This window comes from Endozoicomonas sp. ALB115, assembly GCF_049310245.1.
Taxonomy (GTDB): domain Bacteria; phylum Pseudomonadota; class Gammaproteobacteria; order Pseudomonadales; family Endozoicomonadaceae; genus Endozoicomonas.
In genome coordinates, this window is the sequence record NZ_JBLYZG010000012.1 from 87,243 (window position 1) to 107,674 (window position 20,432).

General features: G+C 50.3%; 16 protein-coding genes. 11 read left to right on the forward strand and 5 right to left on the reverse strand.

Annotated elements, in window-relative coordinates:
- Positions 1 to 28: 28 nt before the first annotated feature.
- Together ddpX and gltA are read right to left on the reverse strand one after the other, a co-directional pair.
- Entirely contained in the window at positions 29 to 595 is a 567-nt protein-coding gene (ddpX, locus tag ACO6VE_RS08045) for a D-alanyl-D-alanine dipeptidase (protein WP_422445980.1), read from the reverse strand.
- A 196-nt stretch (positions 596 to 791) separates the two neighbouring features.
- Positions 792 to 2,084 carry a citrate synthase gene (gene gltA, locus ACO6VE_RS08050; protein WP_269674837.1) on the reverse strand — a complete coding sequence of 431 codons (1,293 nt, stop codon included), beginning with the start codon at positions 2,082 to 2,084 and terminating at the stop codon, positions 792 to 794.
- A 464-nt stretch (positions 2,085 to 2,548) separates the two neighbouring features.
- On the opposite strand from gltA, the gene sdhC reads away from it, so the two are divergent.
- The 9 genes from sdhC (at position 2,549) to sucD (ending at position 14,076) form a co-directional block, all read left to right on the forward strand.
- Entirely contained in the window at positions 2,549 to 2,923 is a 375-nt protein-coding gene (sdhC, locus tag ACO6VE_RS08055) for a succinate dehydrogenase, cytochrome b556 subunit (RefSeq protein WP_422460728.1), read from the forward strand.
- A complete protein-coding gene (gene sdhD, locus ACO6VE_RS08060) occupies positions 2,917 to 3,285 on the forward strand; it encodes a succinate dehydrogenase, hydrophobic membrane anchor protein (protein WP_269674836.1) in 369 nt (122 codons plus the stop codon). The genes sdhC and sdhD overlap by 7 nt, the downstream gene beginning before the upstream one ends.
- 3 nt (positions 3,286 to 3,288) lie before the next feature.
- Positions 3,289 to 5,061, forward strand: coding sequence for a succinate dehydrogenase flavoprotein subunit (gene sdhA, locus ACO6VE_RS08065; protein WP_101746868.1), 1,773 nt, complete (start codon positions 3,289 to 3,291; stop codon positions 5,059 to 5,061).
- A 13-nt stretch (positions 5,062 to 5,074) separates the two neighbouring features.
- Positions 5,075 to 5,779: a succinate dehydrogenase iron-sulfur subunit gene (locus ACO6VE_RS08070; RefSeq protein ID WP_101746869.1), complete on the forward strand. Its 705-nt coding sequence runs from the start codon at positions 5,075 to 5,077 to the stop codon at positions 5,777 to 5,779.
- Positions 5,780 to 6,155: 376 nt separating this feature from the next.
- Positions 6,156 to 8,990 (forward strand): 2-oxoglutarate dehydrogenase E1 component, encoded by a 2,835-nt coding sequence (locus tag ACO6VE_RS08075; RefSeq protein WP_422445975.1) that lies wholly within the window; start codon positions 6,156 to 6,158, stop codon positions 8,988 to 8,990.
- A gap of 138 nt (positions 8,991 to 9,128) precedes the next feature.
- Positions 9,129 to 10,373, forward strand: a complete 1,245-nt coding sequence (gene odhB, locus ACO6VE_RS08080; protein WP_422460730.1) for a 2-oxoglutarate dehydrogenase complex dihydrolipoyllysine-residue succinyltransferase — start codon at positions 9,129 to 9,131, stop codon at positions 10,371 to 10,373.
- A gap of 103 nt (positions 10,374 to 10,476) precedes the next feature.
- Positions 10,477 to 11,916, forward strand: coding sequence for a dihydrolipoyl dehydrogenase (gene lpdA / locus ACO6VE_RS08085; RefSeq protein WP_422445971.1), 1,440 nt, complete (start codon positions 10,477 to 10,479; stop codon positions 11,914 to 11,916).
- 121 nt (positions 11,917 to 12,037) lie between these two features.
- Entirely contained in the window at positions 12,038 to 13,204 is a 1,167-nt protein-coding gene (gene sucC, locus ACO6VE_RS08090) for an ADP-forming succinate--CoA ligase subunit beta (RefSeq protein ID WP_163370820.1), read from the forward strand.
- On the forward strand, positions 13,204 to 14,076 hold the full coding sequence (sucD, locus tag ACO6VE_RS08095) for a succinate--CoA ligase subunit alpha (RefSeq protein ID WP_422445969.1): 873 nt from the start codon (positions 13,204 to 13,206) through the stop codon (positions 14,074 to 14,076). Before sucC ends, sucD begins: the two co-directional genes overlap by 1 nt.
- Before the next feature lie 79 nt (positions 14,077 to 14,155).
- Here sucD and ACO6VE_RS08100 read toward each other — a convergent pair whose 3' ends face one another.
- The gene (locus ACO6VE_RS08100; RefSeq protein ID WP_422460732.1) at positions 14,156 to 15,319 is read right to left on the reverse strand and encodes an iron-containing alcohol dehydrogenase; all 1,164 of its coding nucleotides are present in this window, start codon (positions 15,317 to 15,319) and stop codon (positions 14,156 to 14,158) included.
- A 165-nt stretch (positions 15,320 to 15,484) separates the two neighbouring features.
- On the opposite strand from ACO6VE_RS08100, the gene ACO6VE_RS08105 reads away from it, so the two are divergent.
- Together ACO6VE_RS08105 and ACO6VE_RS08110 are read left to right on the forward strand one after the other, a co-directional pair.
- Positions 15,485 to 16,360, forward strand: coding sequence for an AraC family transcriptional regulator N-terminal domain-containing protein (locus tag ACO6VE_RS08105; RefSeq protein WP_422445965.1), 876 nt, complete (start codon positions 15,485 to 15,487; stop codon positions 16,358 to 16,360).
- Between the two features lie 303 nt (positions 16,361 to 16,663).
- Positions 16,664 to 17,542, forward strand: a complete 879-nt coding sequence (locus tag ACO6VE_RS08110) for a prenyltransferase (protein ID WP_422445963.1) — start codon at positions 16,664 to 16,666, stop codon at positions 17,540 to 17,542.
- 102 nt (positions 17,543 to 17,644) lie between these two features.
- Here the strand turns inward: ACO6VE_RS08110 and gspD are convergent, their stop codons facing one another.
- Both gspD and ACO6VE_RS08120 read right to left on the reverse strand, forming a co-directional pair.
- A complete protein-coding gene (gspD, locus tag ACO6VE_RS08115) occupies positions 17,645 to 19,741 on the reverse strand; it encodes a type II secretion system secretin GspD (RefSeq protein ID WP_422460734.1) in 2,097 nt (698 codons plus the stop codon).
- A gap of 38 nt (positions 19,742 to 19,779) precedes the next feature.
- Positions 19,780 to 20,427, reverse strand: coding sequence for a type II secretion system protein N (locus ACO6VE_RS08120; protein ID WP_422460736.1), 648 nt, complete (start codon positions 20,425 to 20,427; stop codon positions 19,780 to 19,782).
- Positions 20,428 to 20,432 lie beyond the last annotated feature (5 nt).

Sequence of the window (20,432 nt, forward strand, 5' to 3'; positions counted from 1 at the left end):
CGTATTTTCTGGCTAAGTGAGGAAGCGGTTACGTCAGTGTCGATGGTTTCTGCTCCGGTTTAATAATGGGGTAGCTTGCAGCCTCCGGCAGTTGATAGTGCCACCATTCAGTATCTAAAGGGTCAAAGCCAGCAAGATTCATGACGCCTGCCAGAAGCAGACGGTTGCGCTGCGCCTCAGCAGAAATCTGTTTATTGCCATGGTGTGCCAGGGGGCGAAAGTCATCAAATAGGGTTCCCATCTCAAGCTCATGACCAAAATGGTCAATAATAGTGAGGTCAATTGCTATCCCACGGCAGTGGCTGCACAGGCCGCTCTCCGGGTCGGAAACGTAATCAGGATCAGGAAAAAGCAGGAATAATTCTGCCTGAGCCGTTATTGGCCTGAAAGCATCCCATACTTTCAATTTCAAATTCAGTGGACGTAACAGCTCTGAAGCTCGTTTGATTCCCTGCGCGGCCAGTGGGTGAAGATAGCAGTCGTGGCTTTTATAAATCGGATGTCCGGTAAAATTCTTGCTGGTCGCATACGCCATTTCGATATCAATGCCAAACTGTTCTGCGGTAATGAGTTTCAGTTCTGTGGGCGCTTTCATGAAGACGATCTCACGTTTAATAACAGGAGAATTGGCTGTGACCAGATAGAAAGAATATGTTGAACTCAGTGTTTCAAGTGCTGGCTTTAAACCGCAGGAGTTATTATTTATCTGAGTTTAGACGATGGGCAGAAAGGGAGTACTAAGCCCGGTATCGCTTTTGCGAGAGATACCGGGATAGAAAAGCAGCTGAGGATTAACTGCGATCAGTTACAGCTATGTAGTCACGTTTTGTCTCACCGGTGTATAGCTGACGAGGACGCCCAATACGGTAATCACCGCTGATCATCTCATGCCAGTGGGCAATCCAGCCCGGAGTTCGACCGGTAGCAAAGATTACCGTGAACATTTCGGTTGGAATACCCAGTGCCTTGAGAATAATCCCGGAGTAGAAGTCCACATTGGGGTAGAGCTTCTTCTTGATAAAGTACTCATCCTCCAGGGCGATTTTCTCCAGACGCTTGGCAATCCGGAACAGAGGGTCATCTTCAAGGCCCAGTTCCGTCAGCACTTCATCGCAGGTTTGCTTCATGACTTTGGCGCGAGGGTCAAAGTTCTTGTAAACACGGTGGCCAAAGCCCATCAGGCGGAATGGGTCGTCTTTGTCTTTTGCTTTGGCAATGTACTCATCGATATTGGCTTCATCCCCAATCTCGTTCAGCATCACCAGCACCGCTTCATTGGCACCGCCATGAGCAGGGCCCCAGAGGGCAGCGATACCGGCGGCGATACAGGCAAATGGGTTGGCTCCGGAAGAGCCTGCAAGACGAACGGTGGAGGTGGAGGCATTCTGCTCATGGTCCGCATGGAGCAGGAAAATGCGATCCATTGCCTTGGCCAGAACAGGCTTGACTTCATACTCTTCACAGGGTGTGGCAAACATCATGTGGAGGAAGTTGCCACCGTAGCTCAGGTCATTGCGTGGGTAAACAAACGGCTGGCCAATGGAGTATTTGTAGGCCATGGCAGCAAGCGTAGGCATTTTGGAAATCAGGCGATAGGCACAGATTTCGCGATGCACTTCATTGGTGATGTCCAGTGAGTCGTGATAGAACGCCGACAGGGCTCCGACAACACCACACATAACCGCCATTGGGTGAGCATCACGACGGAATCCGGAAAACAGATCGCTCATCTGTTCATGGAGCATGGTGTGACGCATGATGGTGTTTTCGAACTTTTCTTTTTCCTGGCGATTGGGGAGGTCTCCATAAAGCAGCAGGTAACAGGTTTCCAGATAATCAGACTGCTCGGCCAGCTGTTCTATTGGATAGCCACGATGCAGGAGGATACCTTTGTCGCCATCGATGTAAGTAATTTTCGACTCACAGGATGCAGTGGAAACGAAGCCCGGATCGTAGGTGAACAGACCGTTGGAAGTCAGCCCCCTGACATCAACAACATCAGGCCCGAGAGAGCCTGAATAAATGGGTAACTCCAGTGTCTGGTCCGTGCCGTCAATGGAGAGTAGAGCTTTCTTGTCAGCCATTTATGGCCTCCTGTCATGCCGTTTGGTCTCGTTATAGTTACTTTAGATGGATACTTTTTACAAAATGAAGCCGGAAAAAATCACAAATAAAGCCGGGAGACTGTTTAAAAAATATTCAAATTAGTTGTAAGTAGCTCCCTTTTACGGTTTGACCACTATAGAGACATAAATTTTTTTGTCAAACGAACTGATTATGAATGTAATCCGTAACAAATCTATGAAAAACGGCTTGGTCTTTTAGGGGTAATTGCCTAACAAGGTGAGCAATTGTAATTACCTGTTAGAGTGTATATACTCCGATCCCGAAGCCGTTAGGGTTGGTTCTTCGGTCCACCGGCTTTAAATTGAGGGGAAATCGTATATTTCGCATTTAGCGTTTCTCCACTTGCTTGTCGTAGGGTCCAGAGAACCTGGATGTTCTTGCTGATTCTGCTGTGTACGCTACCGAGCGTTGGGGCAAAAGAGTGAATAGCAAAAGACCTGTCAATCTCGATATAACAACAATCAAATTACCCCTGCCTGCATACACTTCGATATTGCACCGCATATCGGGTGTTATCCTGTTTATTGGTTTGGGTTTTATTCTTTATGGACTGGAATTGTCGCTTGCTTCCGAGGAGTCATTTGACGCCCTCAAGGCCTTGCTGTCAGCTCCCCTGGCAAAATTCATAATCTGGGGCATTCTGTCTGCCCTGATTTATCATTTGATTGCCGGAGTGAAACATCTGTTGATGGATATGGATGTGGGTGATGGCAAGGAGTCTGGAAGTCTCGGATCTATTGTGACTCTGGTTCTTTCAACAGTGCTGATTATCCTTGCGGGGGTTTGGGTATGGTAACCAATATTACCAATTTGTCCCGCAGTGGGCTTTATGACTGGATGCTGCAAAGGCTGACGGCAGTGGTTCTTGGTGTCTATTCAGTGTTTCTACTGGGCTACCTGGTTATCAATCCGGATCTGCAGTATGACCAGTGGGGTGAGCTCTTTGATGAAACCTGGATGCGGATTTTTACCCTGCTGGCGTTGATCTCTATCCTGGCTCATGCCTGGATCGGTATGTGGACGATCACCACTGACTATTTTAATGATCGCGCTTTTGGCAGTAAGTCTGTCCTTATCCGTTTTCCTTTGCAGGTTGTGTGCTTTATTGCTCTGTTCAGTTATGTGATCTGGGGCGTGCAAATTCTTTGGGGGCTTTAACCGATGTCAGCACTTCGTACCCTGACCTATGATGCCATCGTTATAGGTGGTGGGGGAGCAGGCATGCGTGCCGCGCTCCAGCTTACCCAGGCCGGAATTAAAACGGCCTGCGTCAGTAAAGTATTTCCTACCCGTTCTCACACGGTATCTGCCCAGGGCGGTATCACCTGTGCTATTGCCAGTGCCGATCCTAAAGATGACTGGCGCTGGCATATGTTCGATACCGTGAAAGGCTCCGACTATATTGGTGACCAGGACGCCATTGAGTATATGTGTTCGGTGGGTCCGCAGGCGGTTTTCGAACTGGAGCATATGGGCTTGCCATTCTCCCGGACTGAAGAGGGACGAATTTACCAGCGTCCGTTCGGAGGTCAGTCCAAAGATTTTGGTAAGGGTGGTCAGGCTGCCAGAACCTGTGCAGCAGCAGACCGTACTGGTCACGCACTGCTGCACACCTTGTATCAGGCTAACCTGAAGGGCGGCACAACCTTCCTTAACGAGTGGTATGCCGTTGATCTGGTGAAGAATCAGAAAGGTCAGGTTGCCGGTGTTATCGCCATTGATATTGAAAGTGGCGAAACCGTTTATATCAAAGCAAAAGCCACAGTCATGGCCACCGGTGGTGCAGGTCGTATTTACGCTTCCACTACCAATGCCCTGATCAATACCGGTGACGGTATCGGTATGGCTTTGCGTGCCGGATATCCGATGCAGGATATGGAGATGTGGCAGTTCCATCCTACAGGCATTCATGGTGCAGGCGTACTGGTGACAGAGGGTTGCCGTGGCGAAGGTGGTTACCTGATTAACAGTGAGGGCGAACGCTTTATGGAGCGTTATGCGCCAAACGCCAAAGACCTTGCTGGCCGGGATGTCGTTGCCCGTTCTATGGTGATCGAGATTCTTGAAGGGCGTGGTTGTGGTCCCAATAAGGATCACGTTCTGCTGAAGCTGGATCATCTCGGTGAAGAGACTCTGAACCTGCGTCTGCCCGGTATCTGTGAACTGTCTAAAACCTTTGCACATGCCGATCCTGTGAAAGTGCCGGTACCTGTGGTGCCCACCTGCCATTATATGATGGGTGGGATTCCCACCAATGTTGGCGGTCAGGCTCTGCGTCAGGATGGGGCCGGTAATGATGAAGTGATTGAAGGCCTTTATGCCTGTGGTGAGGCGGCCTGTGTTTCTGTTCATGGTGCCAACCGTCTGGGTGGTAACTCTCTGCTGGATCTGGTGGTCTTTGGTCGCGCTGCTGGCCTGCAGATTGAGAAAAACCTGAAAGATGGCTTTGACTCTGTGGACGCCTCAGACAGTGATGTGGAAGCAGCCTTGTCACGACTCGATCGCCTGAACAAATCAAGCAGTGGTGAAAGCGTTGCCAAAGTGCGTGCTGACTTGCAGAACACCATGCAGCTCTATTTTGGTGTGTTCCGTGAAGGTGAGAGCATGCAGAAAGGTCTAAAGCTGCTGGATGAGCTGGGTGAGCGGCTGGCCAATCTGCATCTGGAGGACAAGAGTCAGGCATTCAACACCGCCAGGGTTGAAGCACTTGAGTTGGAAAACCTGTATCAGGTGGCTTATGCAACAGCTGTTTCCGCCGAGGTCAGAACAGAGTCCCGTGGTGCTCATGCCCGTAATGATTACCAGGAGCGGGATGATGAAAACTGGCTGGCGCACTCGCTTTACTCACCGATTGATCAATCAGTAAGTAAGCGTGCTGTTAACTTTGCTCCGGCAACCATGGAGGCATTTCCTCCCAAGGCAAGAAGCTACTGAGGGAGAGAGGCTTATGAAGGTAAGTATCTATCGCTATAACCCGGAAGCCGACAAAAAGCCCTACATGATGGACTTTGATGTCGATATCCCGGAAGGCCGGGACCTGATGGTTCTGGACGTTCTGAATCTGATTAAAGAGCAGGATCCAACGCTGGTTTACCGACGTTCCTGTCGAGAGGGTGTTTGTGGCTCCGATGGCTTGAGTATTGGCGGTACCAATGGTCTGGCCTGCATTACCCCTTTGTCAGAAGCTGTCAGGGGAAATAAACTGGTTATTCGTCCGCTGCCCGGGTTGCCAGTAATCAGGGACCTGGTGGTTGATATGAGTCTGTTCTACAAACAGTACGAAAAGATCAAGCCATACCTGATTAACGATACGCCAGCGCCAGCCATTGAACGGCTCCAGTCCCCTGAAGACAGGGAGAAACTGGATGGGCTTTATGAGTGTATTCTTTGCGCCTGCTGCTCAACAGCCTGTCCTTCCTTCTGGTGGAACCCTGATAAATTTGTTGGTCCTTCCGGCCTGTTGCAAGCTTATCGTTTCCTTGCCGATAGCAGGGATACAGCGACAGAGGAGCGTCTGGCAGATCTTGATGACCCATTCAGTGTTTTCCGTTGCCGGGGTATCATGAACTGCGTCAATGTCTGCCCCAAAGGCTTGAACCCGACACGGGCTATTGGTCATATCAGGCAGATGTTGTTTAAGAGTGCAACATAGTTGCGGGTCATTCCAGCCTGTCTTTGCTGGTTGGTGGTAAAAAGGTAACCCTGTAAATTCTTTTTCCGGGGTACTCAAGAACCATAAAGCTGAAAAGTCAGCTATGCTCTGTCAGGAGAGTGCAGGCGACCTCTGACAATACAAAGCCTGTAATTGAATATATTTTTAAACTAAATAAATTGTGCTGCTGCCATCCGGAATTATGGGGCCGCAATAGCTTGAACCAGCAGGGGCGGTCGGAAAACATCCGACCCTATCTGAGGGGGATCGTTCACTGACTGGCTATCGACATCATCAGTGACCTCTGTTTTTCAGCCAGTCAGGCTTGTCAAAGCAGATTTCCCGGGATAAGCCCCAGACTCACGGGGTAATGATCATGCAAGAAGGTGTAATGCAGCGGATGTGGAGTTCTTCCCACATTGCAGGGGGAAATGCTGCATACGTCGAGGATATGTACGAACGCTATCTGCGCGATCCCAACAGCGTAGAAGTACAGTGGCGTGACTATTTTGAAAAGTTGCCCCCGGTAAGTGGTGGTGGAGCGGATGTTCCACATTCTACCATCCAGGAAAATTTCATCCTTATGGCGCGTCAGCGTCAGACTACCCGCCCGATTCAGACATCATCGGTTTCCAGTGATCACGAACGCAAGCAGGTTCAGGTTTTGCGTTTGATCAGCGCTTTTCGGATTCGCGGTCATCAGCAGGCTGTTATTGATCCTCTCGGTGTGATGAAACGGGAAGAGTTTCCTGATCTATCCCTGGCATACCACGGTCTCAGCGAAGCGGATCTGGATACCGAGTTTCATACTTCAACGTTGTTTATTGGCAAGGAACACGCTTCTCTCCGGGAAATATACGATGCCTTAAAAGCCACCTATTGCCAGTCAATTGGTGTTGAATATATGCACATTCCCCAGACAGAAGAACGCCGCTGGTTTCAGAGTCGTATGGAAAGTGTTCGCAGCCGCCCGGAAGTAGGAGTAGAAGCCAAGCTGCACTTGCTGGAACGATTGACTGCAGCGGAAGGTCTGGAAAAATACCTGGGGACCAAGTTTCCCGGAACCAAACGGTTTGGCCTGGAAGGTGGTGAGTCTCTGATCCCCATGCTGGATGAGATTATTCAGCGCTCCGGCTCCTATGGTTCGAAGGAGCTGGTGATCGGCATGGCTCACCGTGGCCGCTTGAACGTACTGGTCAATATTCTGGGTAAGAAGCCCGGAGATCTGTTTGACGAATTTGAAGGCAAGAAGCTGGTTGAACGCGGCTCTGGTGATGTGAAATACCATCAGGGCTTCTCTTCCAATGTGATGACGCCGGGTGGTGAGGTGCATCTTGCCCTGATGTTTAACCCATCGCATCTGGAAATTGTTACCCCGGTGGTTGAGGGTTCAGTCAGAGCCCGTCAGGACCGTCGAAAAGATTCAGTGGGCAACAAAGTAGTGCCAATTGCCATTCACGGTGATGCCGCTTTTGCGGGGCAGGGGGTTGTGATGGAAACCCTGCAAATGTCCCAGACCCGTGCCTATAAAACCGGTGGCACCATCCATATCATCATTAACAACCAGGTTGGCTTTACCACCAGTTTCCGTGAAGATGCCCGTTCCACAGAATACTGTACCGATGTTGCCAAGATTGTCGGGGCACCGATCCTTCATGTTAACGGTGATGACCCTGAGGCGGTTCAGTTTGCTACCAAACTGGCCCTTGATTACCGCATGGAGTTCCATAAAGACATTGTTGTAGACCTGGTCTGTTACCGTCGTCGCGGGCACAATGAGGCGGATGAGCCGTCCGCCACTCAGCCGATGATGTACAGCAAGATTAAATCCCACACGACCACCAGGGATCTTTATGCCAAGGTTCTGCTGGGTGAAGGTGTGATCAGTGAGGCGGCTGATAAAGAGCTGGTAGAGAGTTTCCGTAATGCCCTCGACAACGGTGAGCATGTGGTCAAGGCCCTGGTAAAAGAGCCTAATAAAGAGCTCTTTGTGGATTGGGCACCCTATCTTGGTCACGAATGGACTGCCCGCCATGATACCCGTGTCGCCGTGGGAACACTGCAATCATTAGGCCAGAAGCTGTGTGAAATTCCCGAAGGTTTTGTGTTGCAGCGTCAGGTCAGCAAGATCGTTGAGGATCGTCGTAAAATGGCGGCAGGAGCCCTGCCGATTAACTGGGGGTGTGCTGAACTGCTGGCCTATGCGTCACTGCTGATGGAAGGCAGTGAAGTTCGAATTACCGGGCAGGACGTTGGTCGGGGAACATTTTCTCACCGCCATGCGGTATTCCATAACCAGAAAGATGGCTCGACGTTGGTGAACCTGACCAAACTTTCCCCGGAGCAGCCACGATTCCAGATCTGGGACTCATTCCTGTCCGAGGAAGCGGTTCTGGCTTTTGAGTACGGCTACGCAGCAACAACGCCCAATGCACTGGTTATCTGGGAAGCTCAGTTTGGTGATTTTGCCAACGGTGCCCAGGTGGTTATTGACCAGTTTATTTCCAGTGGCGAGCACAAGTGGGGGCGCCTGTCAGGCCTCACCATGCTGCTCCCTCATGGTTATGAAGGTCAGGGGCCGGAGCACTCATCGGCCAGACTTGAGCGATTCCTGCAGCTGTGTGCGGAACACAACATTCAGGTCTGCGTTCCGACAACGCCAGCACAGGTGTTCCATATGTTGAGACGGCAGATGCTGCGTCCGCTGCGTAAACCGTTGGTGGCATTTACCCCCAAGAGTCTGCTCCGTCACAAACAGGCCACCTCCTCTCTGGAAGAGCTGGCAGAGGGCAGTTTCCAGACGATTATCCCCGAGGTTGACGGTCATGAGCCATCAGTGATCACCCGGATGATTATGTGCTCAGGCAAGGTCTACTATGATCTGCTGGAAAAGAAGAGAACGGAAGGGCTGACTGATACGGTGATTATCCGCATTGAACAGCTTTACCCATTCCCTCAGGATGATCTGGATGAACTCATTGTCAGTTATCCAAACCTGAAAGATGTGGTCTGGTGTCAGGAAGAGCCAATGAACCAGGGGGCGTGGTACTGTAGTCAGCATCACATGCGTCGCTCAGTTGCCGTTCATCCGAATAAAACAATGAGTCTCAAGTACGCAGGGCGCGAAGCATCAGCCGCTCCGGCATGTGGCTATATGTCAATACATGCCCAGGAACAGCAGCAATTGGTAAATGATGCTTTCAGCATTTGAATAATGATAATTTACTGCTCATGCTGAGCAGTAATATTGGTTAAACGGCCAGCAGGTACTATTTATCGATCTGGCCAGAGCGTTTAACACAGTTTCTGTGAATAACGCTTAAAGGGGCGAAGACGCAAAGGATCAATAATGGCCACAGAAATTAAAGCACCTACCTTTCCTGAATCCGTTGCTGATGGCACCGTTGCAACCTGGCACAAGCAGCCCGGTGAACAATGCCATCGGGATGAACTGCTGGTTGATATTGAAACCGATAAAGTGGTTCTTGAAGTTGTTGCACCGGCAGATGGTGTTTTGAGTGAAATTATCAAGCCTGAAGGTGAAGTTGTTCTCAGCAGTGAAGTGGTTGGAATTTTCCAGGAGGGGGCTTCTGCTGGCACCGCCCCGGCTGCCGCTGAAGCTTCAGCTACTCCTGCAGCTTCACCGGAAGCCATTAAGGAAGAGCCCATTCTCAATCCTGCAGCACGCCGGATGGCTGATGAGAAAGGCCTTGATCCAGCAGCTATTCCCGGTACCGGTAAAGGTGGCCGTGTAACCAAGGAAGATGTGGTTCGTCATGTTGAAGCTGGTGCTCAGGTGTCACCAGCCCCGACAGTTGATGCCACTCCGGCAGTGTCCACGGCTGCTGCACCAGCACCTCAGGTCGAGGCAACCGCACCGGTGTTTGCCGGTGAGCGTGTAGAGAAACGGGTACCCATGACCCGCCTGCGAGCCAAGGTTGCCGAGCGTCTGGTTCAGGCCCAGCAGAATGCGGCCATGTTGACTACTTTCAACGAGATCAACATGAAACCGGTTATGGAGCTTCGTGCCCAGTACAAAGATACCTTTGAGAAGCGTCATGGCGTACGACTTGGTTTTATGTCTTTCTTTGTCAAGGCCTGTGTTGAAGCGCTCCGCCGTCATCCAGTGGTCAACGCCTCTATTGATGGCAATGATATTGTCTACCATGGCTACCAGGATATTGGTGTTGCCGTTTCCAGTGATCGCGGGCTGGTAGTACCAGTGCTTCGTAACACCGAAGATATGAGCCTTGCTGATATTGAGGCAAAAATCCGTGAGTTCGGTAAAAAGGCAATGGATGGCAAGCTCGGCATCGATGAAATGACCGGTGGAACGTTCACCATTTCCAATGGCGGTGTATTCGGTTCACTGTTGTCAACGCCCATCCTGAATCCACCACAGTCGGCCATCCTGGGAATGCATAAAATTCAGGAACGTCCCATGGCGGTTAACGGCAAGGTTGAAATTTTACCCATGATGTACCTTGCCCTGTCCTATGACCACCGTCTGCTGGATGGCAAGGACGCAGTTACCTTTCTTGTGACCATCAAGGAACTGCTGGAAGATCCGGCCAGAATGCTTCTGGACGTTTGATTCCGGATTGTACCGGGCAGCCTTATTTTTTCTATTAAGCGGTGCTGCCCATTATTGACTTGACCCGTATACCTTGTTTTATAAACCGTTTTGGAAATAACTTATGGCAAATCAGTTCGACGTGGTAGTTATTGGCGCAGGCCCTGCCGGTTACGTCTGTGCTATTCGTGCAGCCCAGCTGGGGCTGAAAACTGCCTGTATCGAGAAGTGGTCCGATGACAAGGGTAAGGCCAAACTGGGCGGTACCTGCCTGAATGTTGGCTGTATCCCTTCCAAGGCCCTTCTGGATAGCTCCCACAAATTTATTGAAGCCAAGGAAGATTTTGTCAGGCACGGCATTAAGCACAGCGGTGTAGATATCGATGTCCCTGCAATGCTTGCCCGCAAGGACAATATTGTGAACCAGCTGACTACCGGTGTTACCGGTCTGTTCAAGGCAAATGGTGTGACCTTGCTGGAAGGTGCCGGTAAAGTGCTGTCTGGCAAGCAGGTTGAATTAACCAGGGCTGACGGTTCTGTCGAAGTGGTTGATGCTGCCAACGTGGTGATTGCCACTGGCTCCCGTCCCATTGAAATTCCCCCCACACCGCTGACTGAAGGCCTTATTGTTGACTCTACCGGTGCTCTTGAGTTTCAGGAAGTCCCGAAGCGTCTCGGGGTTATTGGTGCCGGTGTTATTGGTCTGGAACTGGGGTCTGTCTGGGGAAGGCTGGGCGCTGAAGTGGTTGTCCTTGAAGCCCAGGATAAATTCCTGGCCCTGGCTGACCAGCAAATCGCCAAAGAAACCCAGAAGATTTTCAAAAAGCAGGGACTGGACATTCGCCTGGGTGCACGGGTGACCGGTTCTGAAGTCAAGGGTAGCGAAGTTGAAGTAACCTATCAGGATGCCAATGGTGATGAACAGAAGCTGACCTTTGATAAACTGATTGTTGCTGTCGGTCGTCGCCCCTATACAGAAAACCTGCTGGCTACTGACTCCGGTGTCAATCTGGATGAACGCGGTTTTATTTTTGTTGATGATAACTGTGCCACTGACGTTCCCGGCGTTTATGCGGTTGGGGACGTGGTCCGGGGTCCGATGCTCGCTCATAAGGGCAGTGAAGAAGGCATTATGGTGGCGGAAATCATTGCTGGTCAGAAAGCACAGATGAACTATGACCTGATTCCTTCGGTGATTTATACTCACCCTGAAGTGGCATGGGTTGGTAAAACCGAAGAAGAAGTCAAGGCCAGTGGTGACGAGTACAAAGTGGGTACCTTCCCGTTTGCCGCCAGTGGTCGTGCGCTGGCTGCCAATGATACCCATGGCATGGTCAAGGTGATTGCCGACAAGGTAACGGACCGTATTCTTGGCGTTCATGTTGTGGGCCCAAGCGCAGCTGAGCTGGTGCAACAGGGGGTTATTGCCATGGAGTTCGCTGCCAGCAGTGAAGATCTTGCGCTGACCATTTTCTCACACCCAACCCTGAGTGAAGCACTGCACGAAGCAGTTCTGGCGGTTGATGGCCACGCTATCCATATTGCCAATCGCAAACGTCGTTAAACGTATCTTAAGGGGAGCGGTCAGGGTCGACTTGCTCCTTTCTTCATAGACAATATCCAGGGATATGGTTTGACGAGAAACTTAAAAACAACGCTCAAATAAGAAAGAGGGCCGCGTCAGAATGAATCTTCATGAATATCAGGGCAAACAACTCTTTGCCAAATATGGACTGCCCGTCTCTCAGGGCGTCGCTGCGGATACGCCAGAGCAGGCTGCTGCTGCTGCCGATGAAATCGGTGGTAATCAGTGGGTGGTTAAGGCCCAGGTGCACGCCGGTGGTCGTGGTAAGGCGGGTGGTGTGAAGCTGGTCTCCAGCAAAGACGAAATCCGCGCGTTCGCCGAGCAGTGGTTAGGTAAAAACCTGGTCACTTATCAGACCGATGAAAATGGCCAGCCGGTCAGCAAGATACTGGTTGAAAGCTGCACTGATATTGATCAAGAGCTTTATCTTGGCGCTGTTGTTGATCGCGCAACCCGTCGCATCGTGTTTATGGCCTCCACTGAAGGTGGGGTTGAAATTGAGAAGGTGGCGGAAGAAACACCGGAAAAAATCCTTAAGGCGACCATTGATCCCCTGACCGGTGCCCAACCTTATCAGGCCCGTGAGCTGGCTTTCAAACTGGGTCTGGAAGGAAAGCAGATCAAGCAGTTTACCCAGATTTTCCTTGGTCTGGCGAAACTCTTCCAGGAATGCGACCTTGCCCTGCTGGAGATCAACCCGCTGGTAATCACCAAAGAAGGTGACCTGCACTGCCTGGATGCGAAAATCAACATTGATAGCAACGCCCTGTACCGTCAGCCACAGTTAAAAGCCATGCATGATCCTTCCCAGGAAGATGCCCGTGAAGCCCATGCCGCTGAGTGGGAGCTTAACTACGTCGCACTGGATGGCAACATTGGCTGCATGGTGAATGGTGCAGGCCTTGCTATGGGGACCATGGATATCGTTAAGCTGCATGGCGGTGCGCCTGCCAACTTCCTGGATGTTGGTGGTGGTGCAACCAAAGAGCGTGTCACCGAAGCCTTCAAGATCATTCTCTCTGATGACAGTGTGAAAGCCGTTCTGGTCAATATCTTTGGTGGTATTGTCCGCTGTGATCTGATTGCTGAAGGTATTATCGGTGCGGTTAAAGAAGTCGGCGTTGAAGTTCCTGTCGTGGTTCGCCTGGAGGGCAACAATGCCGACCTGGGTGCGCAGACCCTTGCCAACAGTGGACTTGATATCATCGCGGCCAACAGTTTGACCGAGGCTGCCCAACAGGTAGTTAAGGCAGCGGGGAACCAGTAATGAGCATTTTAATTAATAAAGACACCAAAGTTATCTGCCAGGGGTTCACCGGTGCCCAGGGGACTTTTCACTCCGAACAGGCCATTGCTTACGGCACTCGCATGGTGGGTGGCGTAACACCGGGCAAAGGTGGTCAGACTCATCTGGACCTGCCCGTCTTCAATACGGTGGCTGAAGCGGTTGATCAGACCGGTGCAGAAGCGTCGGTTATCTATGTTCCTGCGCCTTTCTGTAAGGACTCCATTCTTGAAGCTGCTTATGCTGGCATCAAGTTGATTGTCTGCATCACTGAAGGTATTCCTACGCTGGATATGCTGGAATGCAAGGTCAAGTGTGATGAATTGGGTGTTCGTCTTATCGGTCCCAACTGCCCGGGTGTTATCACGCCAGGTGAGTGCAAGATCGGTATTATGCCGGGCCATATCCATCTGCCGGGCAAGGTGGGTATTGTTTCCCGTTCCGGCACGCTGACCTATGAAGCGGTCAAACAGACCACCGATTATGGCTTTGGTCAGTCTACCTGTGTTGGTATTGGTGGTGACCCTATTCCCGGTTCCAACTTTATCGATATTCTGGAACTGTTCCAGAATGATGACAAGACTGAAGCTATCGTGATGATTGGTGAAATCGGTGGTTCTGCTGAAGAAGAAGCGGCTGCTTATATCAAGGAGCATGTCACCAAACCTGTCGTCTCTTACATTGCCGGTGTCACAGCGCCTCCGGGCAAGCGGATGGGCCATGCCGGTGCGATTATTGCCGGTGGTAAGGGGACTGCCGATGAGAAGTTTGCGGCACTTGAATCTGCAGGTGTCAAGACGGTTCGCAGTCTGGCGGATATCGGTGAAGCTCTGAAAGAAGTGACCGGTTGGTAAAACAACCGGTTCAGGTAACAAAAAAAAAGGCCGGATTTATATCCGGCCTTTTTTGTGATGGAAAATACTGGATCAGAGGTCAGGCTGCGTAAGCATCTTCAAGGATTTCACGGGAGGTATTGAGATCCTGGTCACCGGTCTCTGACAGAGCCGTCATGCCATGGGCTTCCAGAGCCTTGATCACGTTCTCAATCTGGTTGTGCTCAACACCATACTGTGACAGTCGTGTTTTTACACCCAGGGATTCAAAGAAATCGCGGGTTTTCTCAATAGCGAGATCAACCTTTTCATCGTCACTACCTTCTCTGATATCCCAAACGCGTTCTGCATACTGCACCAGTTTTGTTCGCTTCTTATCTTTGCGCAGCTTCCACAGGGATGGCAGAACCACTGCCAGACTCTGGGCGTGGTCCAGGCCAAACAGGTCAGTCAGCTCGTGGCCAATCATGTGGGTGCCCCAGTCCTGGGGAACGCCAACACCAATATAGCCATTCAGGGCCGAAGTGGCACTCCACATCAGGTTGGCACGGGCATCGTAGTTGTCTGGCTCAGCCAGCGTTACCGGGCCCACTTCAATCAGCGTTTTCAGAATACCTTCCGCCATACGATCCTGAATCCGGGCGTCAACAGGGTAGGTAACATACTGTTCAAGTACATGAACGAAGGCATCCACTACGCCATTGGCGATTTGCACCGGCGGCAGGGTGAAGGTCAGTGATGGGTCCAGAATGGAAAACTGAGGGTAGAGCAGTGGACTCATAACCGGCAGTTTGCCAATGTCGTGAGAAATAACGGCACCCATGTTCATCTCAGAACCTGTGGCCGGTAAGGTGGCAACCGTACCCAGTGGAATGGCAGTGGTGATCGGCGCACCGGCAAAACCTGCCTTGAGCAGATCCACTTCGTCACCTTCATAAGGTGCTGCCGCAGCAACAAACTTGGTGCCATCCATGACAGAGCCGCCACCAACCGCCAGCAGGAAGTCAATGTTTTCAGCACGGACGATCTCAACTGCTTTCATCAGGGTGTTAAAGGTTGGGTTTGGCTCGATACCGCTGAACTCAAAAACTTCACGGTTACCTAATCCGGCCAGCACCTTTTCCAGGGTACCGAATTTCTTCACACTGCCACCGCCGTAAAGGACCAGTACTTTGGCATTAGCCGGTACCAGTTGATCCAGTTCCTGCAGACGGTCCTGGCCAAACACAATGTGGGTTGGATTCTGATAATTAAAATTCATCATTGCGATTCTTCCTCATTAAATTTCCTAGCCAGCGTAGATTATCCTTTCTGTGCAGGAATAGAATAACCATAACTTGCAAAGTCATGCCTAAAACGATCAGTAGTGGTTTTTTTATGTATTGGGTGAAGCTATGCTGTGCCTAAATTACCGATCAGAAGATAAGACATGACGCCATTAGCCCAGACCCTCTCTCCTTTGGCCAAAGAAGAGGGCTATAACAAAACCCATATTCCCGGCGTTGGCGTTTTTAAAGCCAGCGAATCCAGAGAACGTGAGCCACTGTGCTATAGCCAAGGTATTATCATTGTAGCCCAGAGTGCAAAACGGATTTACCTGGAGCAGCAGGCTTATGAATATAATCCGGATAACTATCTGGTACTGACTTTGCCTATTCCTGCGGAATGCGAAACCATTGTTGCTGAAGATAAGCCATTATTATCCATGCTGGTCGATATCGATATCAGCCTGTTGCATCCGCTGGTGCGATTGTTCGACCACCATCAACAGGCGACAGACACCATGGAAGATCTGTTAGAGGCACGAAGCAGTTTATATGTCAGCCCGGTGACGGATGTTTTCTCAGCAACGGTGTTAAGGCTGGCTCAGTGCCTTCACTCGCCGCTGGAGAGTGAAGCCTTAGGCAAAGGGCTGGTGCAAGAGTTGCTTTTTCATGTTCTTAACGGGGAGCAGGCTGCGCCATTATTTGCCCTGGCCAGACACAATACGCATATCGCCCGTCTGGAGCGGGCAATGAAGTATATGCACGAGCATTATGATCAGTCCCTTGATGTTGGGCACCTGGCCTCTATGGCTAATATGAGTCCATCAACCTTCCATCGTAATTTCCGGTATATGACATCATCGTCGCCTATTCAGTACCTGAAGAAACTGCGCCTGAGTCGGGCCAGAGAGTTGTTACAGGATCACGGGGTCAGAGTAAAGCAGGCAGCTGCAGAGGTTGGCTATGAGAGCCCAACGCAATTCAGCAGGGAATTTAAACGTTACTTCGGGTTAACGCCTCAGGCATGTGCGGCAGCCTGATTTTGTCAGGCGGTGGCAGGGTTGATTAAGTAGTTAACCAAATGAAATCATATATTTCTGACTAAGTTGTCAGTCACTCTGCGGCGTTGCAACTCCGGTCACATAGCTACGGCTATGCTCCCTACGTTGCGCCTTGCATAGCAACTGCCCACTTAGCCAGAAATATACGATTCCATTTGGCCAACTACTTATTAGCCATTGTCTGAAGTTACTTTCAATTTCATTGCTGCCTTTTTCTGGTGTTCTTATAGCCATCGTCGTGAAATTTCCTTATCCTCGCGCTTTTTTCTCAGGAGCCTGCCAGTGGATGCCCTTGATCTGAATCCGGACAAATATCGACTTGCCAGAGCTCTACGTCCTTTCTCATATTCTGTTGCCCTGGTAACCTGCGGCCTTGGCGTGGTAATGGCTTATCAGCAGGGTGTTGGCGACTGGCGCAGAGCACTGCTGGTTATGTTGGCTGGCGTATTGCTTCAGGCTGCCAGCAATCTTGCCAATGACCATGCTGATCTGGTGTTGTGGAAAAAACGTTCTGGAGAGTTGGCAAGGCAGGTGGTTAAGCAGATTCATCGAAACTTTATCCTGGCGGGGTTTTGTGCCCTGATTGCCTGCATGATGGGACTATTGTTGGTAATCGATGTTGGCTGGCCGTTATTGTTGCTTGGTGTCTTTGGTGTCGTCGGCGGTTATTTTTATACCGGTGAACCCATTGTCTATAAACATCGCGGCTGGGGGGTGCCGGCAGTATTTCTGTTTACTGGTGTACTGATGGTCAGTGGTGCCTTTTATGCCGTTGGAGGGTACTGGAATAATGAAGTGGTCTGGATGTCGATTCCGGTGAGTTTGCTGGCTTCTGCGTTGTTGCTGTCCAATGAGATCCGGGATTACCTGGATGATATCAGTCACAATATTCGCACGTTAACCGTTCGTATGGGACTGGTTCCAGCGAAATGCCTTTATGCCGTGCTGTTACTGGCAGGGTTTCCTCTCAGTTTTCTGTTGTATTATTCGGGCGAGTTGGATAACCCGCTTTATCTGCTGATAGCGCTGCCTTTTGCCATTGCGCCGCTCAGATTGCTTGCCAACCATTCTGGTGATGCTGAGATGGTTCGTTTGCCTCCTCTGACAGGACGTTTTTTTATCGTCTTTGGCCTGGGATTTATGCTTTCAATTGTATTTTAAGTGAGAGGGCGTAAAGGGGCTCTGAAATACAATAAACCCTATGCCGTTTATCGGGTATCTTAAAACCCCGCTTGAGTCTCGGCACAATACAGGCCATTACCGTCAGTCCTTGTTTCTCAGATCATAGGTTTTTGCATCAAATAACTCTTCGGGTTGGTTCGGAAGGTTAATAGCCTGTCTGCCGTTGCTATTACCGATAAGCTTCAGTTTGGTGAATCGATCCCGGGTCGCTTTTACCAGTGTTTCCGAGTTACGCATAATGGTGGGGCGGATAAACAACATCAGGTTCTTTTTTTCATCGCCGCTCTGGTTATAACGGAAGAGGTTGCCCAAAATTGGGATGCTCCCAAGCAGTGGTACTTTTTTCCTGCTTTTGGATTTGATGTCTTCAATCAGTCCACCAATAACGACGGTTTGTCCATCATCCACCAGTACCGAGGTCTTCAGGGAGCGGGTGTTGAACAGCAGGTCATTGCTATCGGAGCCAAGCAACTGTTTGGTGGTGCCCACATCCAGTGAAGAAACCTCTTGCTCCAGCATCAGTCTCAGGCTGTTGCCTTCGTTGATATGGGGGGTGATCTTGAGTTTTAGCCCCACATCCTTGCGTTCAGTGGTGGTAAAAGGGTTATTACTATTGCCACTGGATGACGTCTGGTATGAGCCGGTTTTGATGGGAATGTTTTTGCCGATAATCAGCTCTGCCTCTTCATTATCCAGGGTCAGCATGCTGGGGGTAGAGAGGATATTGTTATTGGACTTTGCGCTTAAGGCGCTGACCAGAACGCCGAAGTTATCAGCGCGCAGCGCCAGGGATCCGAGGGCAATACCGGTGTTATCCAGAATATGTCCGGTTATGCTGCTTTTAATACTGTTACCTGAATCGGAGCTGGTTGATGTACCACGAATCGTGTTAGTCCCATCAATGCCCCATTGAACACCCAGCGCATCGTTAATCCCACCAGACACTTCAACAATAACGGCCTCCAATAACACCTGGGCCCTCGGCACATCAAGCTGGCGGACAATTTTTTCCATCTCCTGAAGGGTTTCCGGGTCGGCAATCATCACCAGGGCATTCTGGGTTTCATCCGCTTTGACAAACGCCGTCGTGGCTGCGGACTTGCTTTTGGCCCCAGACTTGGTGGTGGCCTGGGAAGAGGACTGGTTTGATGAGCCGGGGGAGACTGAGCTTGATGCAACCGATGACGATGGCGTTGCAGCGGTTCTCTTTCCCTGGCTGTCCTGAATAATGCCTGAGGCTTCCGACAGAATTTCCGCAATGTTTTTGGCATCGGCAAAACTCAGGAACATGACTTTGGTGGTCGATTTTCGAATACCTTCCTTATCAAGGGTGTCAGCCAGTTTTCTGACCCGTGCCCGTTTGCTGGCATTGCCTTTAACCACCAGACGATTGCTTCGCTCATCGGCGATCACCTGGAGCCCGCTGGGGAGCTGTCCCTTGCCGGTGACCAGGGTATCCGAGATTATTTTTGAGACATCTCCCACCCAGGCGTGTTTCAGCTGGATGACTTCATAGTCGTTATTGCCGGCATCATCCAGCTCCCGTATCAGTTTGGTGATGCGCTCTACATTATCGGCAAGGTCACTGATGATGACCGCATTACTGGAAGCAGATGCCGCAGCATGGCCATACTGGGCAATCAGGGGGCGAATAATCGGGATGACTTCGACAGCGGATACGCTGTGCAGATCGACAACCCTGGTGGTCATCACGCCATCAATGGGCTTCGGAGTGTCTCCGGGGCTGCTGGTTTTTGCCGTGGCTGTGGGGACAACATTAATAATATGGCCATCGGCCTTGGGAATGACGGTATAACCATTAGCGGAGAGGACTTCCAGGAAAACATCGTAGACCTCATCCCGGCTCAATGGCTTGCTGGAAATGACGGTAACGGTATTGCCTCCTTTAATCCGGGGATCGATAACAAATGTCTCTCCGGTTATTTTGGCCACCTGAGTGATAAATTCACGGATATCGGCATTCTGCTGATTCAGTGTCCAGAGCTTATCATTGGGCACCGGTACAGCGTTATTGGCAGCAGGCTGTAAACCGGTATTTACCTTGCTGGCAAACAGTGGGGTGACAGCCATCATCAGCACCAGAGGAATGGCTCTGATTAACTTTCTGTTATGAGAGTGTGGTAAACGTGGTAACAAGAGTAGCGCTCTGGTGTTCATGATGTGACCATTAACTCAGCAGTTTGTCATTGTTGTCATTACAGTTCCTGACTGGCGTCCTGCAGTTTCTCCCTGAGGTCCTGCATTCGCTGTTCAAGAGACATATCATCCGGATAATCATGGTTGCCCGGACGCTGCTCCATTGACTCGGGGGTGTCTTCCGCCACAGGCCTGAATTCCTGAAAGGCTCTGGAATCCCTGGCTGTTTCCGGAAAGTATAGTTTTTCAAGCTGGTTACCCCGTTGAATGACAATGTGATCGGAATAAACCTGATTCAGAATGGCACCTCCGGGAAGAGCGTCACCAATTTCATATAACTTGTCCTGGTTGGCTATTTGAATAATTGCACTTGCGTACTTTTTGTTTTCAATACCTGAGAGTGCCCCTCTGAGAATCAGATTCATTTTTGTTATGGGGATCTCTTTATTGTTTTGAGTTATTTCCTGATTGTCACTAAAACCAAAAATCAACTCAAAGTCTTCATGTTTGATGGTTGAGGCGTTTTTTAAAACGATAGTTTTATTATTATCACTATTTTGCAAGGGTTCGCTGCTGACGATTTGATAAAAGTGAAATGCTTGAAAACTGAGGCTAAGGATCATAACGATGAAAATAATCAGAATGATAAGGTTCCGATTATTTTTATGCCCCCATTGCAGAAATGTGGTGAAAACCACTGGTTTCATGGTCA